Raw genomic sequence first — 19,651 nt, 5'->3', positions numbered from 1 at the left:
AAAACCGGAGCTTTTTTTGAGTGTTTCAGACTTTGGTAGTCTGTCTGAAACCAGAATTTGGTGCCCAGGAGAGGACTCGAACCTCCACGCCCTTGCGAGCGCTAGCACCTGAAGCTAGTGCGTCTACCAATTCCGCCACCTGGGCTGTGAGGGGGGCTTGTAAGGGTGGTTCCGGGGCTTGTCAATCACTCTATGTGACTTTTTTCATTCATTCACAACCAGCCCTTCACAGACCCGCGGCAAAGGGCTAATAAACTCCCAGACTGAGCCGGTCATTTTCCAGGCCGCCTCTCCTTTTGGACGCGACAGAAGGCATTTTCAGGATGTCCACAGCACTTAACGGCAAACTCGTCACGGTTTTCGGCGGATCGGGGTTTCTTGGCCGTCACATCGTTCAGGCGCTCGCCCAGCGCGGTTACCGCGTGCGCGCGGCCGTCCGCCGTCCTGATCTGGCAACACATCTGCAGCCGCTAGGCGCTGTTGGCCAGATCATGCCTGTTCAGGCAAACCTGCGCTATCGCTGGTCTGTCGACCGGGCGGTGATCGGTGCCGATGCGGTGGTCAATGCCGTCGGCATTCTGGCCCCGAGCGGCAAACAGTCCTTCGACGCGGTTCAGGGTTTCGGTCCGCGGGCAATCGCGGAAGCCGCCCGGGCCGCCGGACTCGATCGCATCACGCATGTGTCGGCGATTGGCGCTGACGCGCACAGCTCGTCCGCTTATGCCCGGTCCAAGGCCATCGGCGAAGCCGGTGTTCTGGAAACGCTGCCGGACAGCGTGATCCTGCGGCCGTCCATCGTGTTCGGCCCGGAAGACGAATTCTTCAACAAGTTTGCCGACATGGCCCGCTTCTCGCCGGTGCTGCCGCTGCTTGGCGGCGGAGAGACGAAATTCCAGCCGGTCTACGTTTGCGATGTTGCCGAGGCGGTTGCCCGCTCCGTCGATGGCCATCTTGCCGGCGGCACCACTTATGAACTCGGTGGACCTGAAGTGAAGAGCTTCAAGGCATGCCTGGAAGACGTTCTGGACGTCACCCGGCGCAACCGCGTTCTCTTGCCGATTCCCTTCCCGGTCTCTTCGGCCATGGGCAAGCTGTTCCAGCTCTTCCCCTATGCGCCGTTCACGGCAGATCAGGTCGAGCTGCTGAAAACCGACAATGTGGTGTCCGACGCGGCTAAATCCGATGGCCGCACCCTGGAAGGCATCGGCATCAAGCCGGCAACGGTGGCCGCCGTTCTGCCGACCTACCTGGAACGCTACCGCGAACACGGCCAGTACGACGCGCACCGCCCGGCCTAACGCCTTTTTGCAGATGACGTCTTCGACGGGCCCTTCGGGGCCCGTTTTGTTTGGGAAGGAAACTTTCCCGGCTTGAGACAGGTATGCGCACTCCACACGATGAGTGATCTGATCAACGGGTACAACACCCATTCCGCAGGCAGCAGCTTTCACCGGGCCTTTCCCGCAGATCACAGCTTTTCATTGCCGCATCCAGATCCTTCGCCTACCGTGAAAGCCGACGGGAGGCGAAGATGTCAGTTCTTGCCAAGGTCACGTTGCTTTTTGTTGTCTTTGTCGACCTGCTCGGCCAGGGACTGGTGTTTCCAATCATCAATTCCCTGGTGATGGAGCCTTCGACGTCGATGCTGCCACAGTCCACCAGCGAGGCGATGCGCCATTTCGATTATGGCCTCGTTATCGGCATCTTCTTCCTGTGCTGGTTTTTCGGTGCACCCTACATTTCCAAATTGTCAGACGTCATCGGCCGCAAGAATGCGATCCTCATCTGCCTATTCGGCGCGCTCGGCGGTTATGCACTCACCATCGCGGCCCTTCATCTCAACAGCTTCGTGCTCTTGATCCTGGGCCGCGCGATTACCGGGCTGACCGCCGGCAACCAGCCGATCGCGCAGGCTGCGATGATCGACGGCAGCACGGATGACGAGGACCGCAACCGCAACATGGGCTACATCATCACAGGTGTCAGCTTCGGGCTGGTTGGCGGGCCGCTGCTTGGTGGCGTTCTGTCCGATCCGGTCCTGATCGGCGATCTCGCCAGTATCAAGCTCCCCTTTTACGCCTGTTTCGTGCTGGTTCTCATTGCTGTTCTGCTGGTGGTGTTGTCGTTCCGGGATGCCCATGACGCCGAGGTGGAGCGGCAGAAATTCGTGTTTCAGCCTTTGGACATTTTCGAACTTCTATGGCGTATCCGGAAATATCCGACGGTGATGCGGCTGACAGTGGTTTTCTTCTTCTTCCATGTCGCCAACCTGTCGTTCTACATCTTCGTCGACAACTACCTGACCAGCCGCTTCGGCTACGGCACGCTTGGCGGATCGATGGTGATGCTGACCATCGGCATAGCCCTCGCCTTTTCAAGCACCTTTCTGGTGGTGCCGGCGCAAAAGCGGTTCAGCAAGGAAGCCCTTCTGGGAATGACCCTTACGGTCTGGGCGCTGTCGGCAGCGGCTTTCATAGCGTCGCCCAACGCAATCCTGACCTATGTGCCGGTGTTCTGTTTCTACTTTGCCTTCGGCATCGCCTACCCGACGTTTCTCGGACTTTATTCGGCAGCCGTCGGAGACGAGGAACAGGGATGGGTCATGGGCGTGACCATCGCCGTCTTCACGCTGGTGGCGGGCGTGATCTCGCTGCTGGGTGGGGAATTGATCGGCCTTGATCTGGATCTGCCATTCTATGGCGTGATCATCGCGGCGCTCACCGCGCTTGTGGTGATGTTCTTTGCGTGGAACAAGCCGGAGATGAAGGCATTGATGCGCGGAACCGGCGGCTGACAGGAGACCTTGCCAGCCGCCGGAACTGTTTATCCATGCCGCGGCCCCACCTTTAACCGGTCGTCCTGCAACTCGATGTAGCCGAGTTCGGTACGTTGCAGGCCGATGTCTCTCAACTCGCTATCGCTCAGGCGAGAAAGAGCGCGGTGAGTTTCCCGGCGGCGAAGGTAAGTCCGGAACTCTGCGGCCAAAACACGAAGGGCAGAAAACAGAGCACCGCGGCTATTTGCCCGGCTGCGGAAAATGGTTTCAATCTCAAGGCTCATCTCACTTCTCCTGTGGGCGGAACGCCCGTTCCTTCCTGGGGACAAGGCGAGAATGACAAACCAATCCTGACAGCAGTGAGTCATGTTTGATCCTGTTCTGTTCTCAGGTTATGATTTTTTTTGTTCCGATCTCACTGAGCCCGAATTCCCATGAACCCGATTGAACGCGCACTCGGCATCCTGCTGCTGCTGACCGGTGGCAAACTCGTCCCGGCAACCGTGCTTGCCGAACGGTTTCACGTTTCGCTTCGCACGATCTATCGCGACATCGACCGGCTGATCGCCCTCGGCGTACCGGTGGACGCGGAGCGCGGCGCCGAAGGTGGCTACCGGCTCGCCAGCGGTTATCTTCAGCCACCGGTGGCGTTGACCCGCAATGAGACCGCAGCCCTTCTGGCGGCGATGGCGCTGGTGCGCTCCAGCCGCACAGTGCCTTTGGCAGACGATCTGGCGGCGGCGGAAAAAAAGCTGGTGGCGTCCCTACCGAAAACGGTTCACGGGCTGCTGAAGGAGGCGGACAGGATCGTCGGCATTGAACCGATCCCGCCCGACATCTTTCATTCCGGCACCAAGGCGGAACCGACCTGCGACTGGCAAAAGGCTCTGGATGGCTTCATGGCCGGGATCCTGGACGGCAAGCGGGTCCGCTTCGAACACGTCAATCCCGCACGAAACACCGTCAAGGCGCACGATGTCGAACCCCATGGTGTCATGTTCGACCGCGACCTGTGGTACCTGGCCGGCCGGTGCGTCGATACGGACACGCTGAAGGTTTACCGGGCAGACCGGGTGCGGGCTCTGGAAATCAGTGGACTGTTCTTCCGTCCCGACAAGACCTTCTCCATCAAGAGCCTGCTCGGCGGGGCCTGGCTGTCCCAGGCCATGCGCCGCTGGGAGCAGGAAGAAACGATTGCCAAAATCCTCATTACGGCGGCACAGGCGAAGAAACTGAGCGCTGACTGGTACTACCGCCACGCCATCTTCACACCGGCCGGAGAAGGCCGGATCCTGGTCAGCATTCCATCCACGGAGCGCACACGCATCCTTCCGCTGGTGCGCTGGCTTGGTCCGGGGGCGGAACTGCTCGCCCCCGAGGAGCTTCGGCAGGAGCTCGCGAGCGAACTGGAGGCGCTTGCCGGGCTCTACACGGCGAAGGGCCAGCTTGACCGCTCGGCCTGAGACAAGGCCCTTCCCCGCTCCGTCATTCCGGACTGTGAAAGAGCAGCCTCAACCCAGAAAATAAAGCCCGACAAACCCGGCAATGCCGACGAAGATGCGCCACCACGCAAAGGGGGCGAAGCCGTGTTTGGAGACGAAGTCGAGCAGGCCCTTGACCACGAAGACGCCCGCGATGAAAGACGCGACAAAGCCGATGACGATCAGCATGGCGTCATCCATGGAGAGGACGTTGCGGTTCTTGTACAGGTCGTAGGCGAAGGCACCGGCCATGGTCGGCATTGCCAGAAAGAAAGAGAATTCGGCTGCCGAGCGCTTGTCGGTGCCCATCAGCAGTGCGCCGGCAATGGTCGCGCCGGAGCGCGAGACGCCGGGAACCATGGCAAGGCACTGGCAAAAGCCGATCTTCAGGCACAGCGACAGCGGGTAATCCATCACGTTGGTGTAGCGGGGCTTCAGCGGCAGACGGTCGATCCAGAGAAGGACGATGCCGCCGAGCAGCAGCGTCGCGCAGATCAGCGACGGCGTTTCGAACAGCACTTCCTTGATGAAGCCATGCAGCAGAACACCGATAACGGCGGCCGGCAGAAAGGCAATCAGGATACCGGCGACGAAACGCCGGCTGGACGGATCGCTCGGCAAGGTTATGAACAATGTCCACAGACGACCGAAATAGACCGACAGAATGGCCAGTATGGCCCCGAGCTGGATCAGAACCTCAAAGGTTTTTCCCGTGCTGTTGAAGCCCAGAAAGTGGCCGAGCAGCAGAATATGACCGGTAGAGGAGACGGGAATGAACTCGGTCAAACCTTCGACGATCCCCAAAATCAGAGCGTTAACAATCGTTTGACCGTCCATAGTGTATCTTGTCTCCAAATGGCTTGATGAAAAGCAGCCTGACCAAGTATGTGTCACGACTCAGGACGTTGCCCGAGCCGCCGCTTATTTGACGAAGCGACGTCGCGACGTCAAACCCTTGATAACCATATTCGGGTCAAACTCTCCGTTTAGACGGTTGCATCATTTGGCAACCGCTTCGACGTAGTGTTGCCACAGTTCAGGCTCTTAACCCCTTCATGCTGACGCTCTACCATCATCCGTTCTCACCATCTTCACGGTTCATTCGGCTCATCTTGAGCGAATATGGCGCCGCCTTCGAGGAGCAGCTCGTGAACCCGTGGGAACGTCCCCGGGCGCTCCTGGTGCTGAACGCGGCAGGCACCGTGCCGGTGATCGTGGAAAACGAAGGCCCTGCAATCTGCGGCGCCGGGCCAATCATGGAATATCTGGATGAGACTCGTGGCTATGCGGTTGCCGACCGCCGGCTGATGCCGGATCATCCCGATGCCCGCGCTGAAACGAGGCGTCTGGTCGAATGGAGCCTCGGCAAATTCGATCAGGAAGTCATCGGCCATCTGGTGCGCGAACGCATCTACAAGCAGATCATGCCCAAATCCACCGGCGGCGGTGAACCGGATTCGTCAGCCCTGCGCGTTGCCAGGGCGAACATCCACCATCACCTCAAATATTTTGGCTATCTGGTCGCCTCGCGCCGCTGGGTTGCCGGCGACAGGTTGACCTTCGCCGATTTTGCCCTGGCTGCCTCGCTTTCCTGCGCCGACTATCTGGGCGAAGTGCCCTGGGGCGATGAGGAAGACATCAAGAGCTGGTATGCGCGGGTCAAATCGCGGCCGTCGATGCGCCCGCTCCTTGGCGAGAAGGTTTTGGGCATGCCCGCCGCACAAACCTATGCGGATCTCGATTTCTGAGACATTCTGTCCACGTTCGACCGGCGCCGGTTGACGATCCGTTGTTCCAAAGAGCAGCCAAAGGCCTTGGACCTGAAGACCCAAAAGCTTCTGACCGCGTTTGAAGAAAAGGCCCATGCCCTCGGTTTCGACGGCGTGAGGATTGCTGCTGCCGACAGCATCCCCCAGGCCGGCGAGCGCCTGCAGACGTTCCTGGACAAGGGATATGAAGGCAGCATGAGCTGGATGGCGGAAACCGCGGACCGCCGGACATCACCGCAGGCGCTGTGGCCGGAGGTTCGCTCGGTCATCATGCTGGCGATGAATTACGGCCCCGGCGACGCTCCGCACGAACATCCCCTCGCCCATCTTGCCGACAGGACCACCGGCGGGATTTCCGTCTATGCGCGGCACCGCGACTATCACGATGTCATCAAGGGGCGCTTGAAGGAGCTGGCCAGCTTCCTCGTTTCCCGGTCCGGCGGAGACGTGAAAGTGTTTGTCGACACCGCTCCGGTGATGGAAAAACCGCTTGGGGAAGCTGCCGGGCTTGGCTGGCAGGGCAAACACACCAACCTGGTGTCCCGCGAGCTTGGCTCCTGGTTCTTTCTCGGTGCAATCTTCACCACACTTGAACTGCCGCCGAGTGGCGGCGAGCGCGATCATTGCGGCTCCTGCCGTGCCTGCCTCGACAGTTGCCCGACAAATGCCTTTCCCGCGCCCTACCAGCTCGATGCCAGGCGCTGCATTTCCTATCTGACCATCGAACACCCCGGTCCTGTTCCCCATGCCTTCCGCAAGGCTATCGGCAACCGGATCTATGGCTGCGACGATTGCCTGGCCGCCTGCCCCTGGAACAAGTTTGCCGAAGCTGCCCGGGAGGCCAAGCTGATTGCCCGGCAAGAACTGATCAATCCGAAACTCACGGACCTCCTGTCACTGGACGATGCGGCCTTCCGCAAGCTTTTTTCCGGATCGCCGATCAAACGCATCGGCCGTGGCAAGTTTCTGCGTAATGTGCTGATCGCCGCAGGCAATTCCGGCGAAACGGAATTGCTAGAAAAGGTGGAAGCGCTGCTGGAGGATAGCGATGCCCTTGTTCGCGGCACCGCAGTCTGGGCGTTCAGGCAACTTTCTGCACAGGAAGATTTTGAGACCCGCAAAACCGCTGCAGTGCGTGTTGAAACCGACGAAACCGTGCGCTTCGAATGGCTTCACACACAAATCTGATCCGACTTTTCCCGATTCGACCTTGTCATGTGATTGGTACATAGTCATCGAATAGCCTAGGTCTTGATGAGGACTGGGACGTCCGACCCCATCGGGACCGACCTTGTTCGAACTGCCCGATTCCGATCATTTTATTGGAGCCACAAAATTGAATTTACAGTCAGCTTCCGTTTTCTCCTCCAAACCCGCCAGAGCGCGCGTCAGGCTGTTCATGCTCGGCACCGCGTTTGCGCTGGTCTCCGGGTCCGCCTTTGCGCAGGACACCGGAGAGATTGCCTATGAAGCTTATGTCGAAGGGTTGAAAAAACTTGGTGTCGAGGTCGAAAACGGCAGCGTCGCTTATGACGAAGGCAGCGACACGCTGACCCTGACCGACAGCACCATCACCATGAGCGGTGTACTGGAGGATATCCCGGCCGAAAAAAAAGATGTCACGGATAGTGACGGTGCAACAGACATCGAACCTGCCGAGCTGACCGAACTCAACTATTCGCTCTCTCTCAACAGCGGCACTGTCACCATTACCGGTCTCAGCCATGAGGATGGTGACTTCACGGCTGCAAGCTGGGTCTATTCGGACGATTCCGAGATGGCTCTGTCCGCAGGCGCGGAAGGCAAGGGCCAGGTGAAGATCGACGGCCGATTGACCGGTATGTCCGCCACCAACTACAGCTTCACCATGCCCGAGCTTCCGGCCGAAGACGAGGCGCATCAGGTCAGCCGCTGGCTTCCGTTCGTCAAGGCAACGCTTCTGACCTCCTACGACGAACTGAAGCTCGACAATACGGCGATGAGTATCGAGGTTCGGGAAACCGAAGATAACAAGGACACGCTTGTTCTATCGGGTACCGTGCAGATCGCAGGATACCGTATGGTCGATGCCGAAGACGGCAGGATTGGCGAATACTCAATCGACAGCATGACCCAGTCCCTGCAAACGCTGGACCCGGCTTCGGGAAAGATGCTGGACCAGACCACCAGCCAGGGCAAAACGATTTACAAGGACATGGACACCGCCGCGTTCTTTGACCTGTTTGACCCTGATGTTCCGGAAACCGGCGATGAAGTTGTCATGCTCGGGTCGGCGTCCGCGATTGACTACAAATCCAAACAGGACCTCGGCGACGGGCTTGCGGTTGACGTATCCGTCGACAAAACCTCGATGGATGAACTGACCGTCGTCAAGCGCGACAACAACATCCTCTCTCTGCTCGACGGTCTGTTCACGAAGCAGACCCCGGCACCAGAGGAACTGATAACCGGCGTCTTCCAGTTCTACCGGTCCTTCGGGGTTACCGATGCCCGCCTCAATGGCATCAAAGTGAGCGTTCCGACGCCGGGCCCGGAAAAGCCGATAGATGTCTCCATCAAGGAAATGGCCATGTCGGAGATCAATTCCGACGGCATCGGCGAAATGATGATGGTCGGTCTCGACGCCCCGGATCTGCCGGAGGGTGCATCGGTCAAGATCGACTGGGCGGCAATCGGAGATATCGAGTTTGCCGAATATACGCCCATGCGCGCCATGATCAGCACGTTGATGGCCGATCCTGCCTTTGGCCAGGATCATCCCATCGACGTCGCCCGGGCTTTCCTGCCACGCTCGTTCGGCTACGAGATTGAGGGGCTGGACGTCACCGTTCCGGACCTTGGCCGGACCGAAATCGGCAAGGCCGAGATGACGCTGTCCACCACGGTGCCGCCGATCCCGACCAGCTTCCACGCCAAGACCGAAGGGCTGAAAGTGCCCGTTGCGGCCGTCGATGACCCGGACGTCCAGGCACTGCTGGAGTCTCTCGGTCTGGAAACAGTTGTCTGGTCCGACGAAACCCGCCTTTACTGGGACGAGGCAACGCTGGAACTGCGCCTGGAGCGTCTGATGGTGGATGTCGAAGGCGTTGGCCGTGCGGAATTGTCCGCCCGTCTTGCCAACGTTCCGAAATCCGTGTTCGAGGATCCGGAAAACCAGGGACAGATGGCACTTGTCGTCGCACAATTCGTCGACGCATCGTTCACCTTCAAGGATGCTGGCCTCACCAAAAAGGGCATCGCCCATGTTGCTGAAGCGCAGAACATTCCGGAAGACGCCTTCCGGGAAGCGTTGGTGGCTGAAACGGCGCAAATGACAGCGCCCATTCAGAACGCTGCGTTTACACAGATGATCAGCGAAGCGGCGTCGAAGTTCCTCAACAATCCGGGGGAACTGAAAATCACACTGACCCCGCAGAACCCGGTTCCGATCGCTCAGATCCTCGGCTCTCTGGCGGCACCGCAGACCCTGCCGGATCTGCTGGCAGTCAAGGTTGTCGCGAACTGATCGCTCTGATCACATAGATGCAAAAATCAAAAGGGCGGCCAGTGGCCGCCCTTTTTTCTCTGAAGAAATCTTTTCTTCCTTCGTGCGTCGGCTGGAACCGGCGTCACTCCGCCGCGTGTCGCTGACCGGCCGCCCCGATCCGGGCAGCACAGAATTTGAACTCCGGAATCTTGCCGAAGGGGTCGAGCTGCGGATTGGTCAGGAAGTTGGCCGGGGCTTCGTTGAAGCAGAACGGGATGAACAGCATGCCTGTCGATACGTCCCGGTCGGCACGCAAGGTCAACGTGATCGCGCCGCGCCGTGTTTCCACCCTCACCTGCTGTCCAATGTCCAGCCCCGAGCGCTCGATGTCGCGCGGGTTCATGGAGACAACGGGCTCCGGTTCGATGGCATTGAGCACTTGTGCGCGCCGTGTCATGGCTCCGGTGTGCCAATGCTCCAGCATGCGGCCCGTGGTCAGCACCAGCGGGAAATCGTCATCTGGAAGCTCGTCCGGCGGCACGAGATCCGTCGGTACGATGCGGCCGCGTCCATCGGCAGTGGGGAAAGACTGGCCGAACAGGATTTCGTTGCCCGGCTTGTCCGGAGCGTCCGCCGGATAGGTAACCGTGCCGTCGCGCTCCAGCCGTTCCCAGGAAATGTTGCTCAGCGAGGCCATGTGCGAGCGCATTTCCTCGTAGATCGCCGGCACGCCGTCATAAGTCCAGTTAAGGCCCAGACGATTGGCGAGATCGATGAGGATCTGCCAGTCGGCCCGCGCTTCACCCGGCATGGGCACGCAGGGACGGCCGATCTGGACCTGGCGATTTGTGTTGGTGTAGGTGCCGAGCTTCTCCGCATGGGCGGAGGCCGGCAGGATCACGTCCGCATGCCAGGCGGTTTCCGTCAGGAAGATATCCTGAACCACCAGATGCTTCAGACTGGCCAGCGCCTTGCGCGCATGGGTCTGGTTCGGGTCGGACATGGCCGGATTTTCACCCTGAACGAACATCGCTTCGATGCCACCTTCCAGGATATCGTCCATGATCTCCACCACGGTCAACCCGCGCACCGGGTCGAGCGTTCGGCCCCATGCATCCTCGAATTCGGCTCGGATGTCCGGGCTTTCGACCGACCGATAATCCGGGAACACCATGGGAATGAGACCCGCGTCGGAGGCACCTTGCACGTTGTTCTGTCCGCGTAGCGGATGCAGGCCCGTACCCGGGCGGCCTATCTGGCCGGTGGTCAACGCCATGGCGATGAGGCAGCGGACGTTATCCGTGCCATGGACATGCTGCGAAACGCCCATGCCCCAGAAAATGATGGACTTGGCGCTGGTGGCATAGAGCCTTGCGACGTCCCGCAAGGTTTGTGCGTCGATACCGCAGACGGGCTCCATCGCTTCCGGCGTGAAGTCGGCGATCTTTTCCTTCAACGCCTCGAACCCATCCACATGGGCGGCGATATACTGGCTGTCGTAGAGGCCTTCGGTGATGATGACGTTGAGGATCGCGTTCAACAACGCCACATCCGTGCCCGGCTTGAACTTCAAACCGTAGTCTGCAAACCGCATCAACCCCTGGCCGCGCGGATCCATGACGATCAGCTTGGTGCCGTTCTTGGCCGCCTGTTTGATGTAGGTTGCTGCAACAGGGTGGTTCTGTTCCGGTCGCGCGCCGATCACGATCATGCAGTCGGCTTCGCCTGCAGCATTGAAAGGTGCCGTCACCGCACCCGAGCCGATGCCTTCCATCAGCGCTGCCACGGACGAAGCGTGGCAGAGACGTGTGCAATGGTCGACGTTGTTGGTCTGGAAGCCTTGGCGGATCAGCTTCTGGAAGAGATAGGCCTCTTCGTTGGAGCCCTTGGCCGAACCGAAGCCGGCGATACCCCGACCACCCTTGGCGTCATAGACGGCTTTCAGGCCGCCAGCCGCCCGCTCGAGCGCTTCTTCCCATGTGGCCTCGCGGAAATAGTCGAGATGATTTTCCCGCGACATGGCGATGTCACCACGCTTGGGCGCATCGTCCCGGCGGATCAGCGGCTTGGTCAGACGCTCCGGGCTGGAAACATAGTCAAAGCCGAAGCGGCCCTTGACGCAGAGCCGGTTTTCGTTGGCTGGGCCGTCCCGGCCTTCGACGCTGACGATCCTGCCGTCCTGCACCGAGACCGACGTCAGACAGCCGACACCGCAGAAGGGACAGACGCTGTCGACGGTTTCTTTGGCAAAGATCTCGCGCTTGCTGGCGGTTGCGTCCAGAAGGCTCTTTTCCATCAGCGCCCCAGTCGGACAGGCCGACACGCATTCGCCGCAGGCAACGCATGTGGAAAGCCCCATGGGGTCGGCCAGATCGAACACCGGCACGGTATGCGATCCACGGTCGGCCATGCCTATGACGTCGTTGACCTGCACTTCCCGGCAGGCCCGTTCGCACAGGTTGCAGGCGATGCAGGCGTCCAGATTGACCGCAATTGCCGGATGCGAAATGTCCTGAGCCGGTTTGGCACAGGGTGCGAAACGGTTGGTGGACGCGCCGACACGGTCGGTCCATTTCCAGAAATCGCTTTCCGGGTCGGGGTGGTTGTCCCGCGACGGCTGGTCGGCAGCCAAAAGTTCGAACACCATTTCACGGGCCTTGGAGGCGCGATCGCTGGTGGTTTTCACCACCATGCCGTCAGCGGGTGTGCGGATGCAGGAGGCGGCAAGAACGCGCTCGCCTTCGATATCGACCATACAGGCCCGGCAGTTGCCGTCAGACCGATAGCCTGGCGCGTCCTTGTGGCAGAGATGCGGGATGGCAACGCCTTCGCGCTTGGCAACCTGCCAGATGGTTTCGCCGTCTTCCGCAGTGACCATCCGACCGTCGAGAGAGAAAGTGACCTGGCTCATGCCTCGAACTCCTCCGGGAAAAATTTCAGCACCGAGGTGACCGGATTGCTGGCCGCCTGGCCAAGGCCGCAGATCGACGCCGAGCGCATGACGGCATCAAGATCGGCGATCTTGGTCTTGTCCCAGTCACCTGCCGCCAGCAGATGTTCCATTTTCTCCGTTCCGGACCGGCACGGCGTGCACTGACCGCAGCTCTCGTGCTTGAAGAAGCGCATCAGGTTCAGCGCCACATCGCGCATGTCATCCTGATCGGAGAAAACGACGATGGCATGGCTGCCGATGAAACAGCCATATTTGTCGAGCGTGCCGAAATCGAGTGGCTCGTCGGCAAGCGAGGCCGGCAGGATGCCGCCCGAAGCGCCTCCTGGCAGGTAGGCCTTGAAGACGTGGCCTTCCTCCATGCCGCCGCAGAACTCTTCCAGTAGCTCGTTCATGGTGATGCCCGCGGGAGCCAGCTTGACGCCGGGCTCCTTGACGCGCCCGGAGACCGAGAAGGAACGATAGCCCTTGTGGCCGCGGCGTCCGTGGTCGGCAAACCACTGCGGGCCTTTTTCGACGATGTCCCGGATCCAGAACAGGGTCTCGACATTGTGGTTGAGCGTCGGCTGCCCGAACAGGCCCACCTGTGCGATGAAAGGCGGGCGGTGGCGTGGCAGGCCGCGCTTGCCTTCGATCGATTCGATCATCGCGCTTTCTTCGCCGCAGATGTAGGCCCCTGCCCCGCGGCGCAGCTCGATATCGATGGTCGTGATGATGCCAGCCTCGCGCAGAGCCTCGATTTCCGTCCGCAGGATCTCGATAACCGCAGGATATTCATCGCGCATGTAAAGATAGATACGCGCAGCGGAAATCGCATGGGCGGCAATCAGCGCGCCTTCCAGCATCCGGTGCGGATCCCGTTCCAGATGGACGCGGTCCTTGAATGTGCCCGGTTCGCCTTCATCACCATTGATGGTGAGATATTTCGGAGCTGGCAGATCGTGGACGATCTTCCATTTCGTGCCGGTTGGAAAACCCGCGCCGCCAAGGCCGCGAAGCCCGGCTTCCAGGGCCTTGTCCGCGATTTCCACCGCATCCAGCTCACCGGCGCGCACGCGCTCCAGCAACTTGTAGCCACCGGCGTCGCGATAAGCGTCAAGCTTGATGTAATCGGGAACCGACGGACTGGAATTTCCCTCGAACAGCGCAGCGCGTACGGACACTTCGCTGGCGTTGTCGATTGCCCGCTTGCCGACCTGGACGGCCGGAGCCCCGGCACAACGGCCGATGCAGGCAACTTTCTGAATGCGGACCTTCGCCGGATCGACCCCGGTTTCAAGAGCTGCTGCAAGAGCATCCGCGCCCTTCAGCGCACAGGCAACGCTGTCGCAAACCCGAACGGTCAGCGGCGCAGGCCTCGCATCGCCTTCCCGCACAATGTCGAAATGATGATAGAAGCTCGCGACTTCATAGACTTCAGCCTGCGACAGGCGCATCTCTTCCGCCAGCGCGCGCAGGTGCCGGGCTTCCAGGCAGCCGAATGCGTCCTGGATCTTGTGGAGATGTTCGATGAGCAGGTCGCGCCGGCGTGGCTCGTCGCCCAGCAGTTTCCGGACCTCGTCCAGAGCCGCATCTTCCACCTGACGCCCTTTTGGCTGGGATGGCTTGCGTGAAAGCCCCTTGCCGAACGACATTGGCGTATCTCCCGTTGTGCTGGAGCGCATCTGGATTTCGCGTCCGCGCTCCTTTTTTGACCTTCGCGGTGTCGGCGGGCGGTTCGCAACTGCGATTCCCCTCACCTACCCCGTGTTTTGGTCCGGATGTTAGCCGCGCCGCTTCGGCCTGTCTGTTTGAAAAACGACAAACGGGACTCCAATGCTGACGCTTTGAAGCTGCTCACCGGACAAGGGCTTACGAAAATCGGCTAGAACGAACCATCGCTCGAGCCTGCTCACACGGCTTCGCCTCAAGACGTGAGATGGGAAAACGCAGCAACAACACGCTCATAGACCGGGCGTTTGAACGGCACGATCAGGCCAGGCAGACGGTCGGCATCTTCCCAGCGCCAGTCGCAGAATTCTGCCGTGTGGCCATCCGGCGGGGTCAGAATGTTGATTTCGTCTTCCGATCCGTCGAACCGGTAGGCAATCCAGCGCTGCGCCTGTCCGCGATACTTGCCTTTGCGAGACGTGCGCACGACTTCCGGGGGATAGTCGTAGGCGAACCATTCCGGAGCTTCTTCAAGCAGGGTAACGGACTTGATCGAGGTTTCCTCATAAAGCTCGCGTCGGGCTGCCGGTTCCGGCGCCTCACCCTTGTCGATGCCTCCTTGAGGCATCTGCCAGCAGTATTCGTAGTTGGATGAACTGCCGCCGTCATCGCGGCTCCCGATCCAGACCTTGCCCGCCGTGTTGATGAGCATGATTCCGACGCAGGGCCGGTAAGGAAGACCGTCGTCAGGTTCCGGAAACCCCGGTCCAAGTGCCAGCTTCGTCACAAAAACCTCTTGGTGTTCAATCTGCTGAGATTATCGGTCGATGGTCGCGCTAACCGGAACCAGTTGAAGGCCGCGTTCTTCCAGGTCCTGGACCCACTTTTCCAGCTGGCGCACGGTGACCGGCAAGGCCGACGCGGCTGCCACAGCGACCCCGCGGGCCCGGGCGACACTTTCAAGTTGCAGCAGTTTGGCGTTGATATCATCTTCGCGCGGCACTTCATCCAGCACCACATCCACCCCGCTGAAGGCGATGCGTTTTTCCTTGGCAACTTCATCTGCGATGGATCTCGAAGAGGTGCCATTGTCCGCAAACATCAGGCCACGGGCCTTCAGTTTTTCCAACAGGAACTCCATCGACGGCTTGGTCGACGTGAAGCGGGCTCCCATTTCGGGAATAACGCCAACGTAATTGGTCGCCCGCGTCAGCAGGTAGCCAAGACGATCCATCATGTCGTTGGGGCGCAGGCTGACCAGCAGCGTGTGCGGCCCCGGGTCGTTGTCCGGAAAATCGAACGGTTCCAGCGGCAGCTGCAGCAGCAGTTCGTGTCCCTTGGTCCGGGCCTGCTGCATCCACTCATCCAGATCGCTGCCGTAAGGCGCGAGTGCAAATGTCGTATCGGCCGGCAACCGGTTGAGTGCGTTTTGCGTACCGGTTTCGCTCAGTCCGAGACCGGTCACGATGACGGCAATTTTCGGTATGGAGGTGAATTCACGCACCACAGGCCGTGAATAGGCATCCAGCGGACGCACGCCCGCGTCGCTGACCTTCGGCAGAAAACCTAAATCGGAGCGTTCGCTGACACGGGTGTCCGGATTGATCGACAAGCTGGTTACCGGGGCGTTCGGACCAAGTCCGTCGGGACGCATGACCATGTCATAGCGCGGGCCAAGCAGATCCTTGCTGCTTTGCGGACGCAGGTTCGGCCCGAGATCTCCGTCGATGCCCGGACGGATCTCAACCACTTCAATGTCCTGGGAGGTCACGCCCTCGACGATCGCGTCGAGCGGCAGAACGGCGACAGGCTCTCCGCCCAGCGGGTCATCGACAACGGTGATCCAGACGAGCGTCGACGTGATGATGACGCTCAGAATACCGACCCCGATAAGACCGAACGGCAGCCTGACCAGCCGCCGCTTGCCCATGCCTAATGGAGCTGTGAGATCTTCGCTCGACATACCGTCCTGAGCCTATTGCCCGGATCAGGAAGCCCCCCGACCGGAAAGTTTGTTTTTGATGTACGCAGAACGAGAACGGAAAGTCGCGCGCCGGCGGACCGGCGCGCGTTTGTTGTCTTAGTTTTTGACAGCTGCGCTGTCGGAGACCGGCGGAAACGCGCTGTTTGCCTGTTTGCCACGAAGAAGATCGAGGGCCAGGTTCAGCTGCGTGTCGTCCTTCGGATCCGGCGGCACGTAGGCCTGGCTTCCGGAGCCTTCTTCACCTTCGGACGCTTCCAGGTGACCGCGCAGACCGGCTTCACCCTTGGTGTCGACCCGGCCAACCAGATCCTCCGGCAGATCCTGCAGGGATTCGATATCCGGAACGATGCCCTTTGCCTGGATCGACGTGCCCGACGGCGTGTAGTAACGCGCAGTCGTCAGGCGGATGGCGCCGTTGGCCCCAAGCGGGATGATCGTCTGGACCGAGCCCTTGCCGAAGGACCGCGTGCCGAGGATGGTCGCCCGGCGATGATCCTGCAGCGCGCCGGCAACGATTTCCGAAGCCGAAGCGGAGCCGCCGTTGACCAGCACGATCACCGGCTTGCCGTTCGTCAGATCGCCTGCACGGGCGTTGTAGCGCTGGGTTTCGTCAGCTTCGCGGCCACGGGTAGAGACAATCTCACCCCGGTCGAGGAACGCATCGGAGACCGCAATGGCCTGGTCCAGCAGACCGCCCGGGTTGTTGCGCAGGTCGATGACGAAGCCCTTGAGCTTGTCCTCACCGATATTTTCGGTCATCTCCTCGACAGCTTCCTTGAGCCCGTCGAAGGTCTGCTCGTTGAACTGGGTGACACGAACGTATCCGACGTCATCCTCTTCCCGCCAGCGCACCGAACGGATGCGGATGATGTCGCGGGTGATGGTGATGTCGAACGGTTCTGCACTGCCCTTGCGGCGCACGGTGACGACGATGTCCGTATTGACCGGACCGCGCATCTTTTCGACCGCCTCATTGAGGGTCAGGCCCTGGACCTGCTCTCCATCGATGTAGGTGATGTAGTCGCCCGCAAGAACACCGGCCTTGGCGGCTGGCGTATCGTCGATCGGCGACACGACCTTCACAAGGCCTTCTTCCATGGTGACTTCAATACCAAGACCACCAAACTCGCCACGGGTCTGCACCTGCATGTCCCGGAAGCTTTTCGGGGACATGTAGCTGGAGTGCGGGTCGAGTGAGGTCAACATGCCGTTGATGGCGCTCTCGATAAGCTGAGCGTCATCAGGGACTTCCACGTAGTCGGAGCGTACCCGCTCGAACACGTCGCCAAACAGATTGAGCTGCCGGTAAGTATCCGTTGCCGCCGCATTGGCCGCAACCGAGACATTGATCGGCATCTGGGACAGTGTCGTGATTGCCGCTGCTCCCATGAGGGCACCCACCAGCAGCAAGGAAGCTTTCCGTATCATCCGCGAGCCTTTTCTTCTTCAGTGCGTGCCCACCAGGGTGTGGGATCGATCGCACGACCGTCTTTCCGGAATTCAACATAAAGGATCGGCTGGGTCGAGCCCAAACCGAACGTCGAAGCGCTAGCCCACTGGGTTGCGCCCATCACACCAACCGGTTCCCCGGTCAAAACAAATTGCCCCAACTCCGCATCGATCCGGTCCATTCCGGCAAGCAGCACATGGTAGCCGTCGCCGGTATTCAGGATCAAGAGTTGTCCGAACGAACGGAACGGTCCCGAATAGACCACCCATCCGTCCGCGGGTGAAGTCACATTTGAGCCAGGACGCGTGGCGATAGACTGACCCTCCGTCACACCGCCGAAATCGTCCTCCTGGCCATAGTCCTTCAAAAGCGTCCCGGCAACCGGTTGCGGCAGCTTGCCCTTGGCGTCCAGGAACGAAATGGCCGGTGCCAAACGCCCCGGATCCGCAAAGGGATCATAGGTGCGCGACGGGTTTTTCCGGGCATTGAGTGCTGCCTGGCGCGACTTTTCCGCCGCCTCCCGCGCACTTTCGATTTCCGCTTCTAGGGACGCGATCAATTCCTGGAGAGACCCCGCCTTGTCCGCAAGTTCCGCCGCACGTTCCTTCTCTTGCTGAAGGTCCTGTACCGTTCTTTGATGTTCCTGCCTTTTTGCGCTCAAAAGAAGCTCAAGCCGGGACTTTTCCTCAGCCAATCGCATCGCATCGCCGCGCAGGCGGTTTTTTTCCTCTGCAATCACCGTCTTCAGACGGTGCAATTCCTCAAGATCTGCCGCAAGAGCCTCGGTTTCGACCTTCAGCTCCGGCATGACCGCGTTCAAGAGAATCGCACTGCGCACCGCTGAAAGCGCGTCGCTGGGGCGCACTGCAAGTGCCGGTGGCGGGCGCCTGCCGATTCGCTGTAGTGCGGCCAGCACCTCCGACAGCACATCGCGTCGGGAAATCAGCGACAGGCGTACCGCGTCCTCATTCTCACCCAGCGCACGCAGCCGGCGCTCGGTATCGGTCAACTTCCCTTCCAGCCCCTTGATCGTGTCGGAAGTGCTGATGATCTTTGCATTCAGCGTTTCCCGGTCGCGATCAAGTGCACGGATCTCACGGGCGATGGCGGCCTGGCGGTCTGTCGAGACCTCGATATCGCGCGAGAGCGCAGCAAGTTCCTGTTCGCGTTGCTTCTTGCGTTCCAGGGCGGCGCTCACCTCGGGAGAAGGAGCCGCCTGTTCCTGGGGCGTGGTTTCGTCGGCCGTTTCGGTCGATCCGGCAGGCACGGGCAGCACGAGCAAGACCGCAGTCAGTCCACTCAAGAGAGGGCGGAATATCATCCGTCTCTCAAGTTCCGAACGCGTCGCTGTCATGCGTTCCGCTATCAACCTGCCTAAGCTCCCAAAGGGTTGTCTTACAATGCGATACACAGTCTGCGTTAACGAACCGTTTACCCTAGTGACCGGCCAGTTAACTTTTTAGTCCCACCTGGATCGCATTCCCTCTTCTGTCTGATTGATGACCGTTACGTGGCGAATGCGGCGAGATACAGGCATTCGCGCCTTTTTCCGCCAGTTCAATTGTTAATTTTTAGTCACAATGCCGTAACGGCAACGTCTTTGACGCTCAACCCGGCGGCCTGCCCTCACCGTCCAAAATGTCTGTAGACAACATCGTCAGGCTCCGGTCTCGGCGCATCAGCATCCAGAATAGCTCCCAGTCTTTCGGCAAGACGTGCCGAACGGCTGTTGTCCGCGTCCATGTAACTGACCAGGGACGGCAAGTGCCGCTCCTGCTGCGCCCAGTCACGAAAAACCCTGGCCGCTTCAAACGCGTAGCCCTTGCCTTGCGCATGTTCATAGACAAACCAGCCCAGCTCGTGCTCGGGAAAAAGAGGCCCGTGATTGATGCCTACCTGGCCGAGAACCTCGCCCGAGCCACGCCCTTCCATCATCAGCGCGCCGTGTCCCATCAACTGCCATTGCGCAACGTCGTGGCAGAACATGCCCCAGGCGGCAGACCGGGACATAGGGCCGCCCATGTACCGGGAGTGCTCGGAAGCCATCAGCGCTTCATATGCCGGCCAATCCGACATGGTCATCGGCCGCAAGATCAGTCTTTCGGTTTCAAGTGCGGGTATCACC

At 60.1% G+C, this 19,651-nt stretch carries 15 protein-coding genes and 1 tRNA gene; 6 read left to right on the top strand and 10 right to left on the bottom strand.

Translation table 11 applies throughout. The features are described 5' to 3' along the window. Nucleotides 1–58 precede the first annotated feature (58 nt). A tRNA-Leu gene (locus tag AC2A6O_RS18170) sits at nt 59–145 on the bottom strand. A 178-nt stretch (nt 146–323) separates the two neighbouring features. Here AC2A6O_RS18170 and AC2A6O_RS18165 point away from each other — a divergent pair. Continuing rightward, complete coding sequence (locus AC2A6O_RS18165; protein ID WP_498929168.1) at nt 324–1,298, top strand: complex I NDUFA9 subunit family protein; 975 nt, start codon at nt 324–326, stop codon at nt 1,296–1,298. Nucleotides 1,299–1,531: 233 nt separating this feature from the next. Beyond that, nucleotides 1,532–2,794, top strand: coding sequence for an MFS transporter (locus AC2A6O_RS18160; protein ID WP_498929165.1), 1,263 nt, complete (start codon nt 1,532–1,534; stop codon nt 2,792–2,794). Between the two features lie 29 nt (nt 2,795–2,823). Here AC2A6O_RS18160 and AC2A6O_RS18155 read toward each other — a convergent pair whose 3' ends face one another. Further along, nucleotides 2,824–3,060, bottom strand: coding sequence for a DUF1127 domain-containing protein (locus AC2A6O_RS18155; RefSeq protein ID WP_498929164.1), 237 nt, complete (start codon nt 3,058–3,060; stop codon nt 2,824–2,826). A gap of 150 nt (nt 3,061–3,210) precedes the next feature. Here AC2A6O_RS18155 and AC2A6O_RS18150 point away from each other — a divergent pair, with 150 nt between their 5' ends. Further along, nucleotides 3,211–4,239: a helix-turn-helix transcriptional regulator gene (locus AC2A6O_RS18150; RefSeq protein WP_498929162.1), complete on the top strand. Its 1,029-nt coding sequence runs from the start codon at nt 3,211–3,213 to the stop codon at nt 4,237–4,239. 48 nt (nt 4,240–4,287) lie between these two features. Here AC2A6O_RS18150 and AC2A6O_RS18145 read toward each other — a convergent pair whose 3' ends face one another. After that, on the bottom strand, nt 4,288–5,094 hold the full coding sequence (locus AC2A6O_RS18145) for an undecaprenyl-diphosphate phosphatase (RefSeq protein WP_498929160.1): 807 nt from the start codon (nt 5,092–5,094) through the stop codon (nt 4,288–4,290). A gap of 218 nt (nt 5,095–5,312) precedes the next feature. Between AC2A6O_RS18145 and AC2A6O_RS18140 the strand changes: the two genes are divergently transcribed. The 3 genes from AC2A6O_RS18140 (at nt 5,313) to AC2A6O_RS18130 (ending at nt 9,531) form a co-directional block, all read left to right on the top strand. Continuing rightward, nucleotides 5,313–6,005 carry a glutathione S-transferase family protein gene (locus AC2A6O_RS18140; protein WP_498929158.1) on the top strand — a complete coding sequence of 231 codons (693 nt, stop codon included), beginning with the start codon at nt 5,313–5,315 and terminating at the stop codon, nt 6,003–6,005. 66 nt (nt 6,006–6,071) lie between these two features. After that, nucleotides 6,072–7,214, top strand: coding sequence for a tRNA epoxyqueuosine(34) reductase QueG (queG, locus tag AC2A6O_RS18135; RefSeq protein ID WP_498929156.1), 1,143 nt, complete (start codon nt 6,072–6,074; stop codon nt 7,212–7,214). 148 nt (nt 7,215–7,362) lie between these two features. Continuing rightward, a complete protein-coding gene (locus AC2A6O_RS18130) occupies nt 7,363–9,531 on the top strand; it encodes an aq_1923 C-terminal domain (RefSeq protein ID WP_498929154.1) in 2,169 nt (722 codons plus the stop codon). A gap of 103 nt (nt 9,532–9,634) precedes the next feature. Here AC2A6O_RS18130 and fdhF read toward each other — a convergent pair whose 3' ends face one another. From fdhF to AC2A6O_RS18095, 7 genes are all read right to left on the bottom strand, one after another. Further along, nucleotides 9,635–12,403, bottom strand: a complete 2,769-nt coding sequence (gene fdhF / locus AC2A6O_RS18125; protein ID WP_498929152.1) for a formate dehydrogenase subunit alpha — start codon at nt 12,401–12,403, stop codon at nt 9,635–9,637. Continuing rightward, the gene (locus AC2A6O_RS18120) at nt 12,400–14,076 is read right to left on the bottom strand and encodes an NAD(P)H-dependent oxidoreductase subunit E (protein WP_498929459.1); all 1,677 of its coding nucleotides are present in this window, start codon (nt 14,074–14,076) and stop codon (nt 12,400–12,402) included. The genes fdhF and AC2A6O_RS18120 overlap by 4 nt, the downstream gene beginning before the upstream one ends. Nucleotides 14,077–14,348: 272 nt before the next feature. After that, nucleotides 14,349–14,879 (bottom strand): RNA pyrophosphohydrolase, encoded by a 531-nt coding sequence (locus AC2A6O_RS18115; RefSeq protein ID WP_498929150.1) that lies wholly within the window; start codon nt 14,877–14,879, stop codon nt 14,349–14,351. A 30-nt stretch (nt 14,880–14,909) separates the two neighbouring features. Beyond that, a complete protein-coding gene (locus AC2A6O_RS18110) occupies nt 14,910–16,055 on the bottom strand; it encodes a divergent polysaccharide deacetylase family protein (RefSeq protein WP_498929149.1) in 1,146 nt (381 codons plus the stop codon). Nucleotides 16,056–16,172: 117 nt separating this feature from the next. Then, complete coding sequence (locus tag AC2A6O_RS18105; RefSeq protein WP_148584773.1) at nt 16,173–17,504, bottom strand: S41 family peptidase; 1,332 nt, start codon at nt 17,502–17,504, stop codon at nt 16,173–16,175. After that, the gene (locus AC2A6O_RS18100; protein ID WP_498929146.1) at nt 17,501–18,847 is read right to left on the bottom strand and encodes a murein hydrolase activator EnvC family protein; all 1,347 of its coding nucleotides are present in this window, start codon (nt 18,845–18,847) and stop codon (nt 17,501–17,503) included. The genes AC2A6O_RS18105 and AC2A6O_RS18100 overlap by 4 nt, the downstream gene beginning before the upstream one ends. Before the next feature lie 305 nt (nt 18,848–19,152). After that, complete coding sequence (locus AC2A6O_RS18095; protein WP_498929144.1) at nt 19,153–19,650, bottom strand: GNAT family N-acetyltransferase; 498 nt, start codon at nt 19,648–19,650, stop codon at nt 19,153–19,155. Between the last annotated feature and the right edge of the window lies 1 nt (nt 19,651).

The organism is Labrenzia sp. ATLA3 (assembly GCF_057180185.1).
Note: the sequence above shows the minus strand (reverse complement) of the source record. Positions and strands in the feature narration are given on the sequence as shown.

Excerpts from the sequence above, each read along its gene's own strand:
- AC2A6O_RS18165 (WP_498929168.1), top strand. The coding sequence starts at position 324 with ATGTCCACAGCACTTAACGGCAAACTCGTCACGGTTTTCGGCGGATCG.
- AC2A6O_RS18160 (WP_498929165.1), top strand. The coding sequence starts at position 1,532 with ATGTCAGTTCTTGCCAAGGTCACGTTGCTTTTTGTTGTCTTTGTCGAC.
- AC2A6O_RS18155 (WP_498929164.1), bottom strand. The coding sequence starts at position 3,060 with ATGAGCCTTGAGATTGAAACCATTTTCCGCAGCCGGGCAAATAGCCGC.
- AC2A6O_RS18150 (WP_498929162.1), top strand. The coding sequence starts at position 3,211 with ATGAACCCGATTGAACGCGCACTCGGCATCCTGCTGCTGCTGACCGGT.
- AC2A6O_RS18145 (WP_498929160.1), bottom strand. The coding sequence starts at position 5,094 with ATGGACGGTCAAACGATTGTTAACGCTCTGATTTTGGGGATCGTCGAA.
- AC2A6O_RS18140 (WP_498929158.1), top strand. The coding sequence starts at position 5,313 with ATGCTGACGCTCTACCATCATCCGTTCTCACCATCTTCACGGTTCATT.
- fdhF (WP_498929152.1), bottom strand. The coding sequence starts at position 12,403 with ATGAGCCAGGTCACTTTCTCTCTCGACGGTCGGATGGTCACTGCGGAA.
- AC2A6O_RS18120 (WP_498929459.1), bottom strand. The coding sequence starts at position 14,076 with ATGTCGTTCGGCAAGGGGCTTTCACGCAAGCCATCCCAGCCAAAAGGG.
- AC2A6O_RS18110 (WP_498929149.1), bottom strand. The coding sequence starts at position 16,055 with ATGTCGAGCGAAGATCTCACAGCTCCATTAGGCATGGGCAAGCGGCGG.
- AC2A6O_RS18105 (WP_148584773.1), bottom strand. The coding sequence starts at position 17,504 with ATGATACGGAAAGCTTCCTTGCTGCTGGTGGGTGCCCTCATGGGAGCA.
- AC2A6O_RS18100 (WP_498929146.1), bottom strand. The coding sequence starts at position 18,847 with ATGATATTCCGCCCTCTCTTGAGTGGACTGACTGCGGTCTTGCTCGTG.